This is a genomic window from Amycolatopsis rhabdoformis (assembly GCF_035918295.1).
Taxonomy (GTDB): domain Bacteria; phylum Actinomycetota; class Actinomycetes; order Mycobacteriales; family Pseudonocardiaceae; genus Amycolatopsis; species Amycolatopsis rhabdoformis.
On the sequence record NZ_CP142149.1, the window covers coordinates 4,946,284 to 4,960,072 of the forward strand.

At 71.5% G+C, this 13,789-nt stretch carries 12 protein-coding genes and 2 pseudogenes; 9 read left to right on the forward strand and 5 right to left on the reverse strand.

The features are described 5' to 3' along the window. Positions 1–112: 112 nt before the first annotated feature. Positions 113–1,603: a CoA-acylating methylmalonate-semialdehyde dehydrogenase gene (locus VSH64_RS22590; RefSeq protein ID WP_326837639.1), complete on the reverse strand. Its 1,491-nt coding sequence runs from the start codon at positions 1,601–1,603 to the stop codon at positions 113–115. 141 nt (positions 1,604–1,744) lie between these two features. Here VSH64_RS22590 and VSH64_RS22595 point away from each other — a divergent pair, with 141 nt between their 5' ends. Together VSH64_RS22595 and VSH64_RS22600 are read left to right on the forward strand one after the other, a co-directional pair. After that, the gene (locus VSH64_RS22595) at positions 1,745–3,403 is read left to right on the forward strand and encodes a PucR family transcriptional regulator (protein WP_326837640.1); all 1,659 of its coding nucleotides are present in this window, start codon (positions 1,745–1,747) and stop codon (positions 3,401–3,403) included. Positions 3,404–3,431: 28 nt separating this feature from the next. Then, complete coding sequence (locus VSH64_RS22600) at positions 3,432–3,803, forward strand: SSI family serine proteinase inhibitor (protein ID WP_326837641.1); 372 nt, start codon at positions 3,432–3,434, stop codon at positions 3,801–3,803. On the opposite strand, the gene VSH64_RS22605 is transcribed toward VSH64_RS22600, so the two are convergent. The 3 genes from VSH64_RS22605 to VSH64_RS22615 all read right to left on the reverse strand — a co-directional run bounded on the left by VSH64_RS22605 (position 3,800) and on the right by VSH64_RS22615 (position 7,244). Beyond that, positions 3,800–5,434 carry a DUF4153 domain-containing protein gene (locus VSH64_RS22605; RefSeq protein ID WP_326837642.1) on the reverse strand — a complete coding sequence of 545 codons (1,635 nt, stop codon included), beginning with the start codon at positions 5,432–5,434 and terminating at the stop codon, positions 3,800–3,802. The two genes, VSH64_RS22600 and VSH64_RS22605, sit on opposite strands and share 4 nt — an antisense overlap. 71 nt (positions 5,435–5,505) lie before the next feature. Beyond that, complete coding sequence (locus VSH64_RS22610) at positions 5,506–6,552, reverse strand: HAMP domain-containing sensor histidine kinase (protein ID WP_326837643.1); 1,047 nt, start codon at positions 6,550–6,552, stop codon at positions 5,506–5,508. Next, complete coding sequence (locus VSH64_RS22615; RefSeq protein ID WP_326837645.1) at positions 6,549–7,244, reverse strand: response regulator transcription factor; 696 nt, start codon at positions 7,242–7,244, stop codon at positions 6,549–6,551. The genes VSH64_RS22610 and VSH64_RS22615 overlap by 4 nt, the downstream gene beginning before the upstream one ends. Positions 7,245–7,474: 230 nt before the next feature. Between VSH64_RS22615 and VSH64_RS22620 the strand changes: the two genes are divergently transcribed. Genes VSH64_RS22620 through VSH64_RS22640 form a run of 5 tightly spaced genes read left to right on the forward strand, consistent with a single transcriptional unit; the run spans position 7,475 to position 12,817 of the window. Then, complete coding sequence (locus VSH64_RS22620; RefSeq protein ID WP_326837646.1) at positions 7,475–9,019, forward strand: NCS1 family nucleobase:cation symporter-1; 1,545 nt, start codon at positions 7,475–7,477, stop codon at positions 9,017–9,019. After that, a complete protein-coding gene (locus tag VSH64_RS22625) occupies positions 8,970–9,812 on the forward strand; it encodes a nitrilase-related carbon-nitrogen hydrolase (protein WP_326837647.1) in 843 nt (280 codons plus the stop codon). The genes VSH64_RS22620 and VSH64_RS22625 overlap by 50 nt, the downstream gene beginning before the upstream one ends. Next, on the forward strand, positions 9,812–11,203 hold the full coding sequence (gene hydA / locus VSH64_RS22630) for a dihydropyrimidinase (protein WP_326837648.1): 1,392 nt from the start codon (positions 9,812–9,814) through the stop codon (positions 11,201–11,203). The genes VSH64_RS22625 and hydA overlap by 1 nt, the downstream gene beginning before the upstream one ends. A gap of 60 nt (positions 11,204–11,263) precedes the next feature. Next, positions 11,264–12,262, forward strand: a complete 999-nt coding sequence (locus VSH64_RS22635) for a TIGR03842 family LLM class F420-dependent oxidoreductase (RefSeq protein ID WP_326837649.1) — start codon at positions 11,264–11,266, stop codon at positions 12,260–12,262. Between the two features lie 39 nt (positions 12,263–12,301). Beyond that, on the forward strand, positions 12,302–12,817 hold the full coding sequence (locus tag VSH64_RS22640; protein WP_326837650.1) for a pyridoxamine 5'-phosphate oxidase family protein: 516 nt from the start codon (positions 12,302–12,304) through the stop codon (positions 12,815–12,817). 6 nt (positions 12,818–12,823) lie between these two features. Here the strand turns inward: VSH64_RS22640 and VSH64_RS22645 are convergent, their stop codons facing one another. Beyond that, positions 12,824–13,075, reverse strand: coding sequence for a Rossmann-fold NAD(P)-binding domain-containing protein (locus VSH64_RS22645; RefSeq protein WP_326837651.1), 252 nt, complete (start codon positions 13,073–13,075; stop codon positions 12,824–12,826). A gap of 95 nt (positions 13,076–13,170) precedes the next feature. Here VSH64_RS22645 and VSH64_RS22650 point away from each other — a divergent pair. Next, positions 13,171–13,215, forward strand: a pseudogene (locus tag VSH64_RS22650) (hypothetical protein); the annotation flags it as partial. Positions 13,216–13,435: 220 nt separating this feature from the next. Next, positions 13,436–13,618: pseudogene (locus tag VSH64_RS22655) on the forward strand (hypothetical protein); the annotation flags it as partial. Between the last annotated feature and the right edge of the window lie 171 nt (positions 13,619–13,789).

A 13,789-nucleotide genomic window follows, 5' to 3' on the forward strand; every position in this document is an offset into this window, starting at 1 on the left:
CGCCCGAACGGCCCAACGCGGCAACCACCCGATCCGGCGACCCCCCAGTTCAAGAGACTGCCACGACCTGGCCCGGGTGAAGCACCCCGCGAAGCTTCCCCGGGCCAGGAGCTCAAGTGTTCTTCGGGAAGCCCAGGTTCACGCCCGCGTGCGACGTGTCCGGCCACCGCGAGGTGACCACCTTCGTGCGCGTGAAAAAGTGGAACCCCTCGGGCCCGTACGCGTGGGTGTCGCCGAACAGCGAGTCCTTCCAGCCGCCGAACGAGTAGTAGCCGACCGGCACCGGGATCGGCACGTTCACGCCGACCATGCCCACCTCGACCTCGTTCTGGTAGCGCCGCGCGGCCGCGCCGTCGCCGGTGAAGACGGCCGTGCCGTTGCCGTACGGGCTGGCGTTGACCAGGCCGAGCGCCTCGTCGAAGCTCGCCGCGCGCGCCACCGACAGCACCGGGCCGAAGATTTCGTCGGTGTAGACCGACATCCCGGGGCCCACCCGGTCGAACAGCGTCGGGCCGAGCCAGAAGCCGTCGCCCTCGATCTCGATGCCGCGCCCGTCCACCACCAGCTCGGCGCCCTCGGCCACGCCGGCGTCCACATAGGACGTCACGCGCTCGTGGTGCGCCTTCGTGACCAGCGGCCCCATCTCCGAGTCCGGTGCGCGGCCGTCGCCCACGCGCAGCCGCGCCATCCGCTCGGTGATCTTCGCGACCAGCTCGTCGCCCACCGGGTCGACGGCCACGACCACCGACACCGCCATGCACCGCTCCCCCGCCGACCCGAAGCCGGCCGACACGGCGGCGTCGGCGGCGAGATCGAGGTCGGCGTCGGGCAGCACGACCATGTGGTTCTTCGCGCCGCCGAGCGCCTGCACGCGCTTGCCGTGGCTCGTGCCGGTCTCGTAGACGTAGCGCGCGATCGGCGTGGAGCCCACGAACGAGATCGCCTTCACGTCCCGGTGGGCCAGGAGGCCGTCGACCGCTTCCTTGTCCCCGTGCACCACATTGAGCGCGCCCGGAGGCAACCCGGCCTCGGCGAGCAGCTCGGCGATGAGCAGCGCCGCCGACGGGTCCTTCTCGCTCGGCTTGAGCACCACGGTGTTGCCGCAGGCCAGCGCGTTGGGCACGAACCACAGCGGCACCATCGCCGGGAAGTTGAACGGCGAGATCACGCCGACGACCCCGAGCGGCTGCGCGATCGAGTACACGTCCACGCCGGTCGACGCGTTCTCGCTGAAGCCGCCCTTGAGCAGCTGCGCGGCGCCGCACGCGTACTCGACGTTCTCGATCGCCCGCGCGACCTCGCCGGCCGCGTCGGACTCGACCTTGCCGTGCTCGCTCGTGATGATCTTCGCGAGATCGTGCTTGCGCGCCGAAAGCAGCTCGCGGAAGGCGAACAGCACCCGCGTGCGCCCGGCCAGCGACGTGCCGCGCCACCCGGGCAGCGCCGCCGCGGCCGCCGCCACGGCCTGGTCGACCTCGGCCTGGCCCGCGAAGTCCACCTTCGCCCGCACCTGGCCGGTCGCGGGGTCGTACACGTCGCCGGTGCGCCCGGCCGCGCCGGTGAAGGGCTTGCCGTCGATCCAGTGGCTGATGCGGTCGGTCACGGCGCGGGCTCCTCGTCCTCGGGGCAAGAGTCCCCTCGAGTCTCGGCTCGCGCGCCACGCGGACGCCATCGGCAACGTGTACGGAGTCCCGCGCGCGGCCGTACAGTCTGTGCCTGCCGGTGTGCCGAAAAGAGGGGCGAGATGTACCCGACGGTGTCCGAGGTGCTCGCGCTGGCGGCCCTGCGCCAGGGCCGGCCGCACGTCGTGGCGGGCAGCGCGGGGCTCGACCGGCCGGTGCGCTGGGCGCACGTGGCCGAGGTCGCCGACATCGCCCACCTCCTGCGCGGCGGCGAGCTCGTGCTCACCACCGGCGTCGCGCTGCCCGACGACGGCCCGTCGCTCGCGCGCTACGTCACGGACCTGGCCGACGTCGGCGCGGTCGGCGTGGTCGTGGAGCTGGTGCGGCACTGGAGTGACAAGCTGCCCAACGCGCTGGTCGAAGCCGCCGAACGCCGCGGCCTGCCGTTGATCACGCTCTCGCGCGAAACGCGCTACGTCGCGGTGACCGAGGCCGTGAACGGCCTGATCGTCGACGCCCAGGTCGCCGAGCTGCGCGCGGCCGAGCGGGTGCACGAGACGTTCACCGCGCTCACGGTCGCGGGCGCGGAGCCCGGGGTGGTGCTCGGTGAGGTGACGCGGCTGACCGAGCAGCCCGTGGTGCTGGAAACGCTGGCCCACGAGGTGCTCGCCTACGACGCGGCCGGCACCGATCCCGCCGAGCTGCTCACCGGCTGGCCCGCGCGTTCGCGCGTGGTGCAGCTCGGCGAACGCACGGGGTACCACGCGAACGCCGGCTGGCTGGTCACCGTGGTCGGCGCCCGCGGCCACGACTGGGGCCGGCTCGTGGTCGTGTGCGCGGAACCGCCTCCGCACCGCTACCGCGTGGTGGCCGAGCGCGCGGCCTCGGCGCTGGCGGTGCACCGGCTCGTGGCCCGCGATTCCGACACGCTCGAACGGCAGGCGCACCGGGCCGTGGTCACGGAGCTGCTGGCTTCGCCGGCGCCGTCGACGGAGCTGCTGGCGCGCGCATCGGCGCTGGCCGTGCCGCTCACCGGACGGCTGCTGATCGGGCTGGCGGTGCGCCCGCGCATCACGGCGACCACGCGCCAGTCGCTCTCGACGCCGGTGCTGGTGCGCGAGCTGGCCGAGGTCACGGCGCTGGCCGCGCGCCGCGCGAAGGTGTCGGCGCTCGTGGCGACGGACGAAACCGGGGTGCGGGCCCTGCTCGCGCTGTCTCCCGAAGCCCACGCGGACGCCGTGCTGCAGCGCTTCGCCACCGACATCCACGAGGCCCGCACGAGCGCACCCGCCGCGATCGCCGTCGGCACCACCGTGACCGGGCCCGCGGAGGCCCGGCGGACGCTGGTCGAGGCCACGCAGGTGGCCGCGGCGGCGCTGAGCGAGGACGACCGCGGCGCCGAACGGACCCTGCACCGGCTGCGTGACGTGCGCCTGCGCGGTCTGCTGCACCTGCTGGCCGACGACGAGCGCGTGACGTCGTTCGCCGCGCGTGAGCTCGGGCCGCTGCTGCAGCGCGACGCCGCTTCAGGCAGCCGGCTGGTGCAGGCGCTGCGGCACTACTGCGCGCACGGCGGCAACAAGTCGGCGGCGGCCGTCGCCGCGCACACCTCGCGCACCGCGTACTACCAGCAGCTGGCCCGCATCGAGCAGGTCCTCGGGGTGCGGCTGGAAGACCCGGAGTCGATGTTGTCGCTCTACGTGGCGCTGCTCGCCCACGACCTCACGGCCGACCCTCCACTTTCGAGCGAGGAAAACTCACCCGGACGTGCAGCACAGTGATCAGCTTCGACCTGCCGATAGCCGAAGTATGGTGTTTTCTTCCTTCGCCCCGATCGCCGCGGCCGTACTCGGTCTCAGCGGCGTCGCCGCCCCCCAGCTCCCCGCGTCCACCATCCAGCTGAGCCTGCACGAGACCACGGGCCGCGTGAGCTCGGTGTCGCTCACCTGCGACCCGGCCGGCGGCAGCCACCCGAAAGCCGACCTCGCCTGCGCCACCCTCACCGGCGTGGACGGCGACATCGCGCACATCAAGCCGCGCCTGCAGCGCTGCACGATGATCTACTCGCCGGTCGACGCCGCCGCCCTCGGCCTGTGGCACGGCAAGCCCGTCACCTTCCACGCCACGTTCGCGAACAAGTGCGCGGCGGACGCGCAGACCGCGGGCGTCTTCGGTTTCTAGCAAGTCGCCGGCGGCGGTAGCTTCACGGTCAGCGCCCTGGCCCGGCTGAGATTCCAGCCGGGCCAGCTGTCGTCGTCCAGGCGCAGCAGCATCGGCCCCAGCACGCAGTCGGCGTCCGGCAGCCGTTCGGCGACCACCGGGAAGATGTCGGTGGAAAACCCGCGCAGGTAAGCGGTGTCGAGCGGTCGCCCGTGCTCCGCCCGGTCGATGTTCGCGCCGGCGATGAGCGCTTCCGGGTTCACCACGGCGAGTACCAGCAGCGCGCCGGCGGCCGTCGCGATCGCCGCGCGCGGCAGCCACGACGAGCGCAGGGTCACCAGCGCCGCGCCCACCAGCAGGAACACGCAGCCCAGCCACAACTCGCACACCTCCACCAGCAGCCGCAGTACGGTGAACCCGTACGCCTCCTGGTAGGTCCACATGCGACTGAGCGCCGAGGCCACCAGCACCAGGCTCAGCGCCGCCAGCGCACCGAGCAGCACCCGTTGCCGCACCCGGTCCGCAGCCGTCTCCCGAGGAGCCCAGCGCAACGCCAGCGCCATGATGCCGAGCGTGAGCACGGTGCACGCGCACAGCTGCCAGAACCCGCCGCGCGCGTACTCGGCCGAGGTGAGGCCGCCGGTGTCGCGCACGTAGTCCGTGCCACCGAACAACTCCACGATCCGCACCACCACGTACACAGCGAACAACCCCACCAGCGTCACGAGCGGGACTGTCCACACCAGACTGTCGCCCTGCGCTTTCCGGGTGCCCTCCACCGCCCGGCGCGGCGGCGCGGCCAGCAGGTAACACGCCCCCGCCGTGCCGAACGCGCCCACGCAGAACAGGAACACCCACTGCAGCACCGATTCCACGCGCAGGTCCGGCACGAGCGCCTCGACGAATCCCGCGAACGTGGCGTCCGCGCTCGTCAGCAACGGCAGGAACACCGCCAGCACCGCCACCGCCCCGAGCACGGCTCCGAGCACCCGCCCGCGCTGCGTCCCCCGGAACCGCAGCCCGCGCGCCACCCACGGAATCGCCTGGAACGCTTCCAGCGGCACGGCCAGCGCGTCGTAGAGCGCCGTGTTCACCGAGCGCGGCCCCACCACCGCGAGCGACCCGGCGACCGCCGCGGCCAGCACGCACAGCACGAACAGCCAGTCCGCCGCCCGCACCGCCCCGACCGCCAGCAACAGCAACGCCAGCGCCGCCCACGCGGCACTCGCCCGCCGCGGCGTCCGTCCCTTGCCCTCCGGAACCCGGTCGCCCTCGGATTCCCCGCCGCGCGCCCGCCGATCCACCACCGCGATCAGCGCCGCCACCACCAGCCCGGCCAGCAGCCACCCGATCCCCGGCCGGTCCAGCGGCACCACCGCGGCGACCACCACCCCGCTCACCGCCACCGCCGGCAGCACCCCGGCCACCATCGGCACCACCGCCGACTTCGGTACCGGCCGCATCAGCACCGGCGTGAACGGCGGTGCCTCGGCCACGGCCACCCCGCCACCTGCGAGCTCGGCACTGCCGTCCGGCACCGGCGCGAGGCCCTCGGTCCGGTCGTCCGCTCCGGTTGAGGCGGCCCCCTCGGCTGCCCCACCCTCGACGGCCGCCGGCGGCACCGCGTGTGCGGGTCTCGTTTCCTCGGTCACCCAAGCCTCCGTGTTCGCTTTAGCAAATCAAGACGCGCGGCAGCTTCCCGGACGGGAAGCGCCACAAAAGATCAGGCCGGCAACGTCACCCGGATCCGGCAGCCCGGCGTCCCCCCGGACGCGGCCCCGGCCGGCGGCTCGACGACGGCGATCGACCCGCCGTGCAGCTCGACGACCCAGCGCGCGATGGCCAGCCCCAGCCCGGTGCCACCGCCGCCCGCACGCTCTCCGCGCGTGAACCGCTCGAACACCCGATCCCGGTCCTCGACCGGAATCCCCGGCCCCTCGTCGCGGACCTCGATCCGCGTCTCCCCGGCGCTGACGAACGCCCGCACCTCCACGGAGCCACCCGCAGGACCGTGGCGCGCCGCGTTCTCCAGCAGGTTCACCACCACCTGGTAGAGCCGTTCCCGATCAGCCCGCACCCACGCGCCCGCGGGCGTCACCGAAACGTCGAACCGCACGCCGCGCCCCGCCGCCGCGGCCATGGCCTCCGCCTCGGCGGCCACCTCCGCCAGCAACTCCTCCAGGTCCACTCGCGACAGATCCAGCGACAACGTGCCGGAGTCGATGCGCGAGAGGTCCAGCAGCTCGGTCACGAGCCGGCCGAGCCGTTCGCTCTGGTGCAAGGCCGTGCGCAGTGTGGTGGCGTCAGGTGAGGAAACGCCGTCGACCAGGTTCTCCAGCACGCCGCTCAACGCGGTGATCGGCGTGCGCAGTTCGTGCGACACGTTCGCGATCAGCTCGCGCCGCTGCTGGTCGGCCGTCGCCAGATCGGCGGCCATCTGGTTGAACGCCTCCGCCAGCGAGCCCACCTCGTCGCGTGCGGTGGCGCGGATTCGGCGCGTGTAGTCGCCCTTCGCCATCGCGCGGGCCGCCGCCGTCATCTCGCGCAGGGGCCGGGTCATGCCGTGGGCCAGGATCTGCGAGGTGACCAGCGCGAGCAGCATCGCGGTGATCGTGGTCGCGGGCGGCAGCCAGCCGATGCGGGACCAGAAGAAGAGGAACGCGATCGCGCCCGCGGCCAGCATGAGGATCGCCAGCTTGAGCTTGATCGACCGGATCGGGTCGAGCGGTCTCGGCAGCAGGTCGACGACCTTCGCCAGCAGCGCCTTCACGCCGGTACCTCCAACGCGTAGCCCACCCCGTGCACGGTGCGGATGAGATCGGCGCCGAGCTTGCGCCGCAACGCCTTGATGTGGCTGTCCACCGCGCGCGTCCCCGCCCCGCCCGCCGGCACCGCCCAGTCCCATACCTCGCTCAGCAGCCGTTCGCGCGGCTGCACGGCCCGCGGCCGCCGCGCGAAGTGCACGAGCAGGTCGAACTCGATCGGCGTGAGCTGAGCGGGCACCCCGGCCCGCGCCACCCGCCGCTGGTCGATGTCGATCTCCAGGTCCCCCAGCACGATCCGCTCCGGCGCGCTGACCTGCGCCGACCGGTCCACGCGCCGCAGCAGCGCGCTGACCCGGGCGCTGAGCACGCGCATCGAAAACGGCTTGGTCAGGTAGTCGTCGGCGCCCACGCCGAGGCCCACCAGCAGGTCGGTCTCGTCGGCGCGCGCGGTGAGCATCAGCACCGGCACCGGCCGGCGGGCCTGGATGCGGCGGCACACCTCGAGCCCGTCGAAGCCCGGCAGCATCACGTCGAGCACCACGAGGTCCGGGCCGAACTCGGCTTCCCCCGCCACCGCCGCCGGGCCGTCGTGGGCCACGTCCACGGTGAAGCCCTCGGCCCGCAGGCGGGCCGCGATCGACGCGGCGATCGTGAGGTCGTCCTCGACGACCAGCACCCGCCGTCCCCCTTTGTCCATGCCGCTGACTCTAGGGAACCGCCGTGGAGGCCATCCGAGTGAACTGTGGAGATCCTGTGGAGAACTCACGTCGTGTTTCGGCCACTTTGCGCAGAAGATACCGCCGGATTGTGACGCACGTCATGCACCGTCGGGCCGCGAAGCGCAATCGACAGTCTGCGCCGAGCGCACGCGAAGAGTGAACAGTCTGCCTCTGCCACCCGCCGTGGCCCGGCGCGCAGGATTCCGCAATGGAGCCGACGACAAGCGTGCACTCCGACGGCCGGGTGGAACTCGCCGACGTGCGGTCCCTCGCCGGCAGCCGGTTCTTCAACGAGGAGCTGGCCCCGGTCCCCGTCGCGAGGCGGACCTGGACCACGTACAACTACTTCGCGCTCTGGATGGGGATGGCGCACAACATCCCCAGCTACGCCCTGGCCGCGTCGCTCATCGCGCTCGGCATGAACTGGGTGCAGGCGCTCATCACGATCACCATCGGCAACCTCGTGGTGCTCGCGCCGATGCTGCTCAACAGCCACGCCGGCACGAAGTACGGCATCCCGTTCCCGGTGTTCGCCCGCGCCTTCTACGGTCTGCGCGGCGCCAACCTGGCCGCGCTGCTGCGCGCGTTCATCGCGTGCGGCTGGTTCGGCATCCAGACGTGGGTGGGCGGCGAGGCGATCTACGTGATCGTCGGCCGCCTGGCCGGCTCCGGCTGGCGCGACTCGTCGGTGCTCTGGGGCCAGCACTGGACGCTGTGGCTCAGCTTCGCGGTGTTCTGGATCGTGCAGATGCTCATCATCTGGCGCGGCATGGAGGCGGTGCGCAAGTTCGAGAACTGGACAGCGCCGCTCGTGTCGGTCGGGTTCCTCATCCTGCTCGGCTACGTACTGGTGAAGGCCGGCGGGCTCGGCCCGATCCTCGAAGACGGCGGCAAGCTCGGCTGGGGCTCGGACTTCTGGAAGGTGTTCGCGCCGTCGCTGATGGCGATGATCGCGTTCTGGTCCACGCTCTCGCTCAACATGCCGGACTTCACGCGCTTCGGCGGCAGCCAGCGCAAGCAGGTGCGCGGGCAGATCTTCGGCCTGCCGACCACGATGACGTTCATCGCGATCGTCGCCATCCTCACCACGTCGGGCGGGCACGTGCTCTACGGCGAGGACATCTGGGACCCGGCGCAGCTCGCCGACCGCTTCGCGAGCCCGGTCGTGGTGGTCGTGGCGCTGGTCGCGCTGGTGCTGGCCACGATCTCGGCGAACCTGGCGGCCAACGTGGTGAGCCCGTCCTACGACTTCTCCAACGCCTTCCCGAAGCGCATCACGTTCGCGATCGGCGGCCTGATCACGGGCATCCTCGGCATCGTGATCCAGCCGTGGCGGCTCTACTCCGACCCGAGCATCTACATCTTCGCGTGGCTCGGGTTCTACGGCGGCCTGCTCGGCGCCGTCGCCGGCGTGCTGGTGGCCGGCTACTGGATCGTGAACCGCACGCGGCTGCGGCTGCGTGATCTCTACACACCCGATGGGGTGTACTGGTTCCGCGGGGGCTGGAACTGGCGGGCGCTGGTCGCGACGCTGGTGGGTGCGGTGCTCGCCGTCGGCGGGGCCTACGGCGGCCCCTTCCCCGCGGACGGTCTCATCCCGTTCCTCAAACCGCTCTACGACTACAACTGGGTGATCGGTTTCGTCGGCGCGCTCTTGGTCTACGTGCTGTTCTCCCTGCCGTTGACGAAGAAGGAGGAGACAAGTGAGCGACCTGGTTCGAGCCGGATTGATCCAGCAGCGGTGGACGGGTGACAAGGACTCGATGATCGCGAACGCCGTCGACGCGATCGGCAAGGCGGCCTCGCAGGGAGCCCAGGTCGTCTGCCTGCAGGAACTCTTCTACGGCCCGTACTTCTGCCAGATCCAGGACGCCGACTACTACTCCTACACCGAGGGCATCCCCGACGGGCCGACCACGAAGCTCATGCAGGAGGTCGCCGAGCGCCACGGCGTGGTGCTGGTGGTGCCGATGTACGAGCAGGAGCAGCCGGGCGTCTACTACAACACCGCGGCGGTGATCGACGCCGACGGCAAGTACCTGGGCAAGCACCGCAAGAACCACATCCCGCAGGTGAAGGGGTTCTGGGAGAAGTTCTACTTCCGGCCCGGGAACATGGGCTACCCGGTGTTCGACACGGCGGTGGGCCGCATCGGCGTGTACATCTGCTACGAGCGCCACTTCCCCGAAGGCTGGCGCGCGCTGGGCCTGGCGGGGGCGAAGATCGTGTTCAACCCGTCGGCGACCAGCCGCGGCCTGTCGGAGTACCTGTGGCGCCTCGAGCAGCCGGCGGCGGCGGTGGCCAACGAGTACTACGTGGGCACGATCAACCGCGTCGGCGTGGAACCGCTGGGCGAGAACGACTTCTACGGCCAGTCGTACTTCGCGGACCCGCGCGGGCAGCTCGTGGGCGAGGCCGCGTCGGACACCGAGGAGGAGATCGTGGTGCGCGATCTCGACATGGGCCGGCTCGCCGAGGTGCGCGACCTGTGGGCGTTCTACCGCGACCGCCGCCCCGACAGCTACGGCCCCCTGACGGAGGCCTGATGACCACGCTGATCAAGGGGGGCCAGGTCGTCTCGCCTTCGGGTGCGGCGCTCGCCGACGTGCTGGTGGACGGCGAGCGCATCGCCGCCGTCGGCGCTCCGGGTGCACTCGGCGTGCTCGGCGCCCACGAGACGATCGACGCCACCGGCAAGTACGTGCTGCCCGGCGGGATCGACGCGCACACGCACATGGAGATGCCGTTCGGCGGCACGCACTCGGTGGACACGTTCGAGACCGGCACCACGGCCGCGGCGTGGGGTGGCACGACGACGATCATCGACTTCGCCGTGCAGGCCAAGGGCACGTCGTTGCAGGCGACGCTGGACAAGTGGCACGCGAAGGCCGACGGCAACTGCGCGATCGACTACGGGTTCCACATGATCGTGTCCGACGTGAACGATTCGTCCCTGAAGGAAATGCGGTCCTGTGTGGACGCCGGGGTCGGCTCGTTCAAGATGTTCATGGCCTACCCGGGCGTGTTCTACTCGACCGACGGCGAGATCCTGCTCGCGATGCAGCAGGCGCGCGAGATCGGCGCCACGATCATGATGCACGCCGAGAATGGCATCGCGATCGACCAGCTGGCCGCGCAGGCCGTGGCGGCGGGGCGCGTGGATCCGGTGCAGCACGGCCTCACGCGGCCGCCGGAGCTGGAGGCCGAGGCGACGTCGCGGGCGATCACGCTGGCCGGCGTCACGGGTGCGCCGCTCTACATCGTGCACCTTTCGGCGGCGCAAGCGCTTGCGGCCGTGGCGGAGGCGCGGGAAGCCGGGCAGAACGTGTTCGCGGAGACCTGCCCGCAGTACCTGTACCTGTCCATCGAGGACCTGGCGCGGCCCGGGTTCGAGGGCGCGAAGTTCGTGGCCTCGCCGCCGTTGCGGGAGAAGTCGCACCAGGCCGATCTGTGGCGGGGGCTGCGGACCAACGACCTGTCGGTGGTGTCCACGGACCACTGTCCGTTCTGCTTCAAGGACCAGAAGGAGCTCGGCCGCGACGACTTCCGCGCGATCCCCAACGGGATGCCGGGCGTCGAGCACCGGATGGACCTGCTGCACCAGGGCGTGGTCGCCGGTGAGATCTCGCTGGGCCGCTGGGTCGAGACGTGCTCGGCGACGCCGGCGCGGATGTTCGGACTGTACCCGCGCAAGGGCGTGATCGCGGCGGGGTCCGACGCGGACATCGTGATCTACGACCCTTCGGCGTCGCAGACTCTGTCGGCTTCGACGCACCACATGAACGTGGACTACTCGGCGTATGAAGGCTTTTCGTTGACCGGGAAGGTCCACACTGTCCTGTCGCGCGGCCGGGTCGTGGTGTCGCCTTCGGGGTTCAGTGGTGCTACTGGGCACGGGCAGTTCCTGACGCGCGGGTTGAACCAGTACTTGAACTGAGGGGTTCAGGCAAGCACAGCGTGGCCATCCGTCGCGGGTGGCGGAGGGGAAGAAGGTCGGATGGAGTTCGGGATCGTGCTGCAGACGGACCCGCCGGCGTCCGACGTCGTGCGGCTGATGAAGGCGGCCGAGGACCGGGGGTTCCGCTACGGCTGGACGTTCGACTCGGCCGTGTTGTGGCAGGAGCCGTTCGTGATCTACTCGCGGATCCTGGCCGAGACGTCGTCGCTGGTGGTCGGGCCGATGGTCACCTCACCGGGCACGCGCGACTGGTCGGTGATGGCCTCGACCTTCGCCACGCTCAACGACATGTACGGCAACCGCACGGTGTGCGGCATCGGCCGCGGCGACTCGGCGCACCGGGTCGTCGGGAACCCACCGTCCACTTTGGCCACGGTGCGCGACTGCATGCGGGTGGTGCGCGACCTCGCCGAGGGCCGCGAGGTGACGATGAACGACACCGCCGTGCGCATCCCGTGGGTGCGCGGCGGCCGGCTGGAGATGTGGATGGCGGGCTACGGCCCGAAGGCGCTGAAGACCGTCGGCGAACACGCCGACGGCTTCATCCTGCAATGCGCCGACCCGGCCATCGGCCGCTGGACGATCGGCGCCGTGCGCGAAGCCGCGCGCGCCGCCGGCCGCGACCCCGGCGGCATCACCATCTGCGTCGCCGCCCCCGCCTACGTCGGCGACGACCTCGCCCACCAGCGCGAACAGCTGCGCTGGTTCGGCGGCATGGTCGGCAACCACGTCGCCGACCTCGTCGCCCGCTACGGCGACTCCGGCCCGGTGCCCCACGAGCTCACCGACTACATCCGCGCCCGCACCGGCTACGACTACAGCCACCACGGCCGCGCCGGCAACCCGTCCACCGACTTCGTGCCGGACGAGATCGTCGACCGCTTCTGCCTGCTCGGCCCGGCGCCCTCCCACGTCGCGCGCCTGCAGGAACTCGCGGAACTGGGCGTGAACCAGTTCGCCTTGTACCTGATGCACGACCAGCGAGAGGAAACCCTGTCGGCGTACGGCTCGGAGATCATCGGCAAACTCACTTCGTAGACCCTGTCGATTTCCCGCCCGGCCGTTCGACGCGTTGACATGACTGAACCCACGCGCACCCGCAACCTCGACATCTACGGCCACGCCCCGCTCGCCTGGAGCCGGGCCCGGACCGCACTCTCCCCCTCCCCCGCCGCCGACCTGCCCTTTTTCCTCACCACCGTCCGCCCGAACGGCCGCCCCCACACCACCGGCATCGGCGCCGTCTGGCACTCGGACACGCTGTACTTCGTGAGCGGCCCCGGCACGCTGAAGTCCCGGCTGCTCGCGGCCAACCCGTGGTGCAGCGTCGGCGTCCGGCTGTCCGGCCTGGACCTCACCCTGGAGGGCACGGCCTCCCGCGTCACCGACTTCCCCACCCTCGACGGCCTCGCCACCGTGTACCGCTCCGGCGGCTGGCCGGCCACCGCGATCGAGGAGGGCTTCACGGCGCCCTACAGCGCACCCAGTGCTGGGCCGGCTCCTTGGTACGTCTACGAGTTGGCGTTGCGGACCGCGGTGGCGGTGGCTTCGGAGGAACCGCATGGTGCGACGGAGTGGACATTCGCCGCCTGACGGTGGTCAGCGCGTTTCGAGCTTCGCGACCGACACCTCGGTGAGCCGCTCGGCCTCCGTCCACCAGCGAGCCGCCGCGGCGGTGTCGCGGCCCGGCCGGGGCAGGCGCACGGACTTGGTCGGGCCGACCAGGCCCCACCGCGGGCCGTAGTAGCCGCCATTGGTCGCGGCCGGATCCGCGGCCGCGCAGAGCAAGGGTTCCGTGCCCTGCTCGACACCCTGAGTAGGAACAAGCCGGTGCATCACCGCGTCCACCACGCCGGGTCGTGACCTTCCAGCGAGCCCGCACTGAAGAACAACGCGCGCAGCGGAGGCAGCAGATCCTCGACACCGCCGCCGCGATGCTCAACGAGATGCCGGTCGCCCAGCTCAGCCTCAACGCGTTGAGCCGGCGCGCGTGCCTGGCCAAGGCCAACGTGCTGCGCTACTTCGAATCACGCGAGGCGGTGCTGCTCGACCTCCTCGACGCCGAGGTCGCGGCCTGGCTCGCCGAACTCGACGGCGTGGCGGCCACCTCCGGTACCCCCACCGAACGCGGCAACCGGCTGGCCGACCTGCTGGCCGCCTCGCTGGCGCGCCACCCGGTGCTGTGCGATCTGCTCAGCGGCGCAGGCCGCAGTGCTGGAGCACAACATCTCCACCGAGGTCCGGCTCCGGCACAAACTCAGGACGCAGCACACGCTCGGCGCCTTCGTGGACCTGGTCCTCCGGCACGTACCCGGGCTCGGCCCCGACGGCGCCGCCGCGCCGACCGAGACGACGCTGCTCACCGCGATGGCCACCTGGCACTGCAGCACCCCATCCGAGGCGATGCTCGCGGTCTACGCCTCCGACCCGGAGCTGGCCGCGATGCGCATCGACCCCGCACCACCGAGGTGGGCATTTCCGGCCTGCAGGCGCGGAAGTCCCCGGCGTAAGCGGCTTCCAGGGCACGAAAAAGACGGTGCGCTCCCTCGGGAACGCACCGCCTCA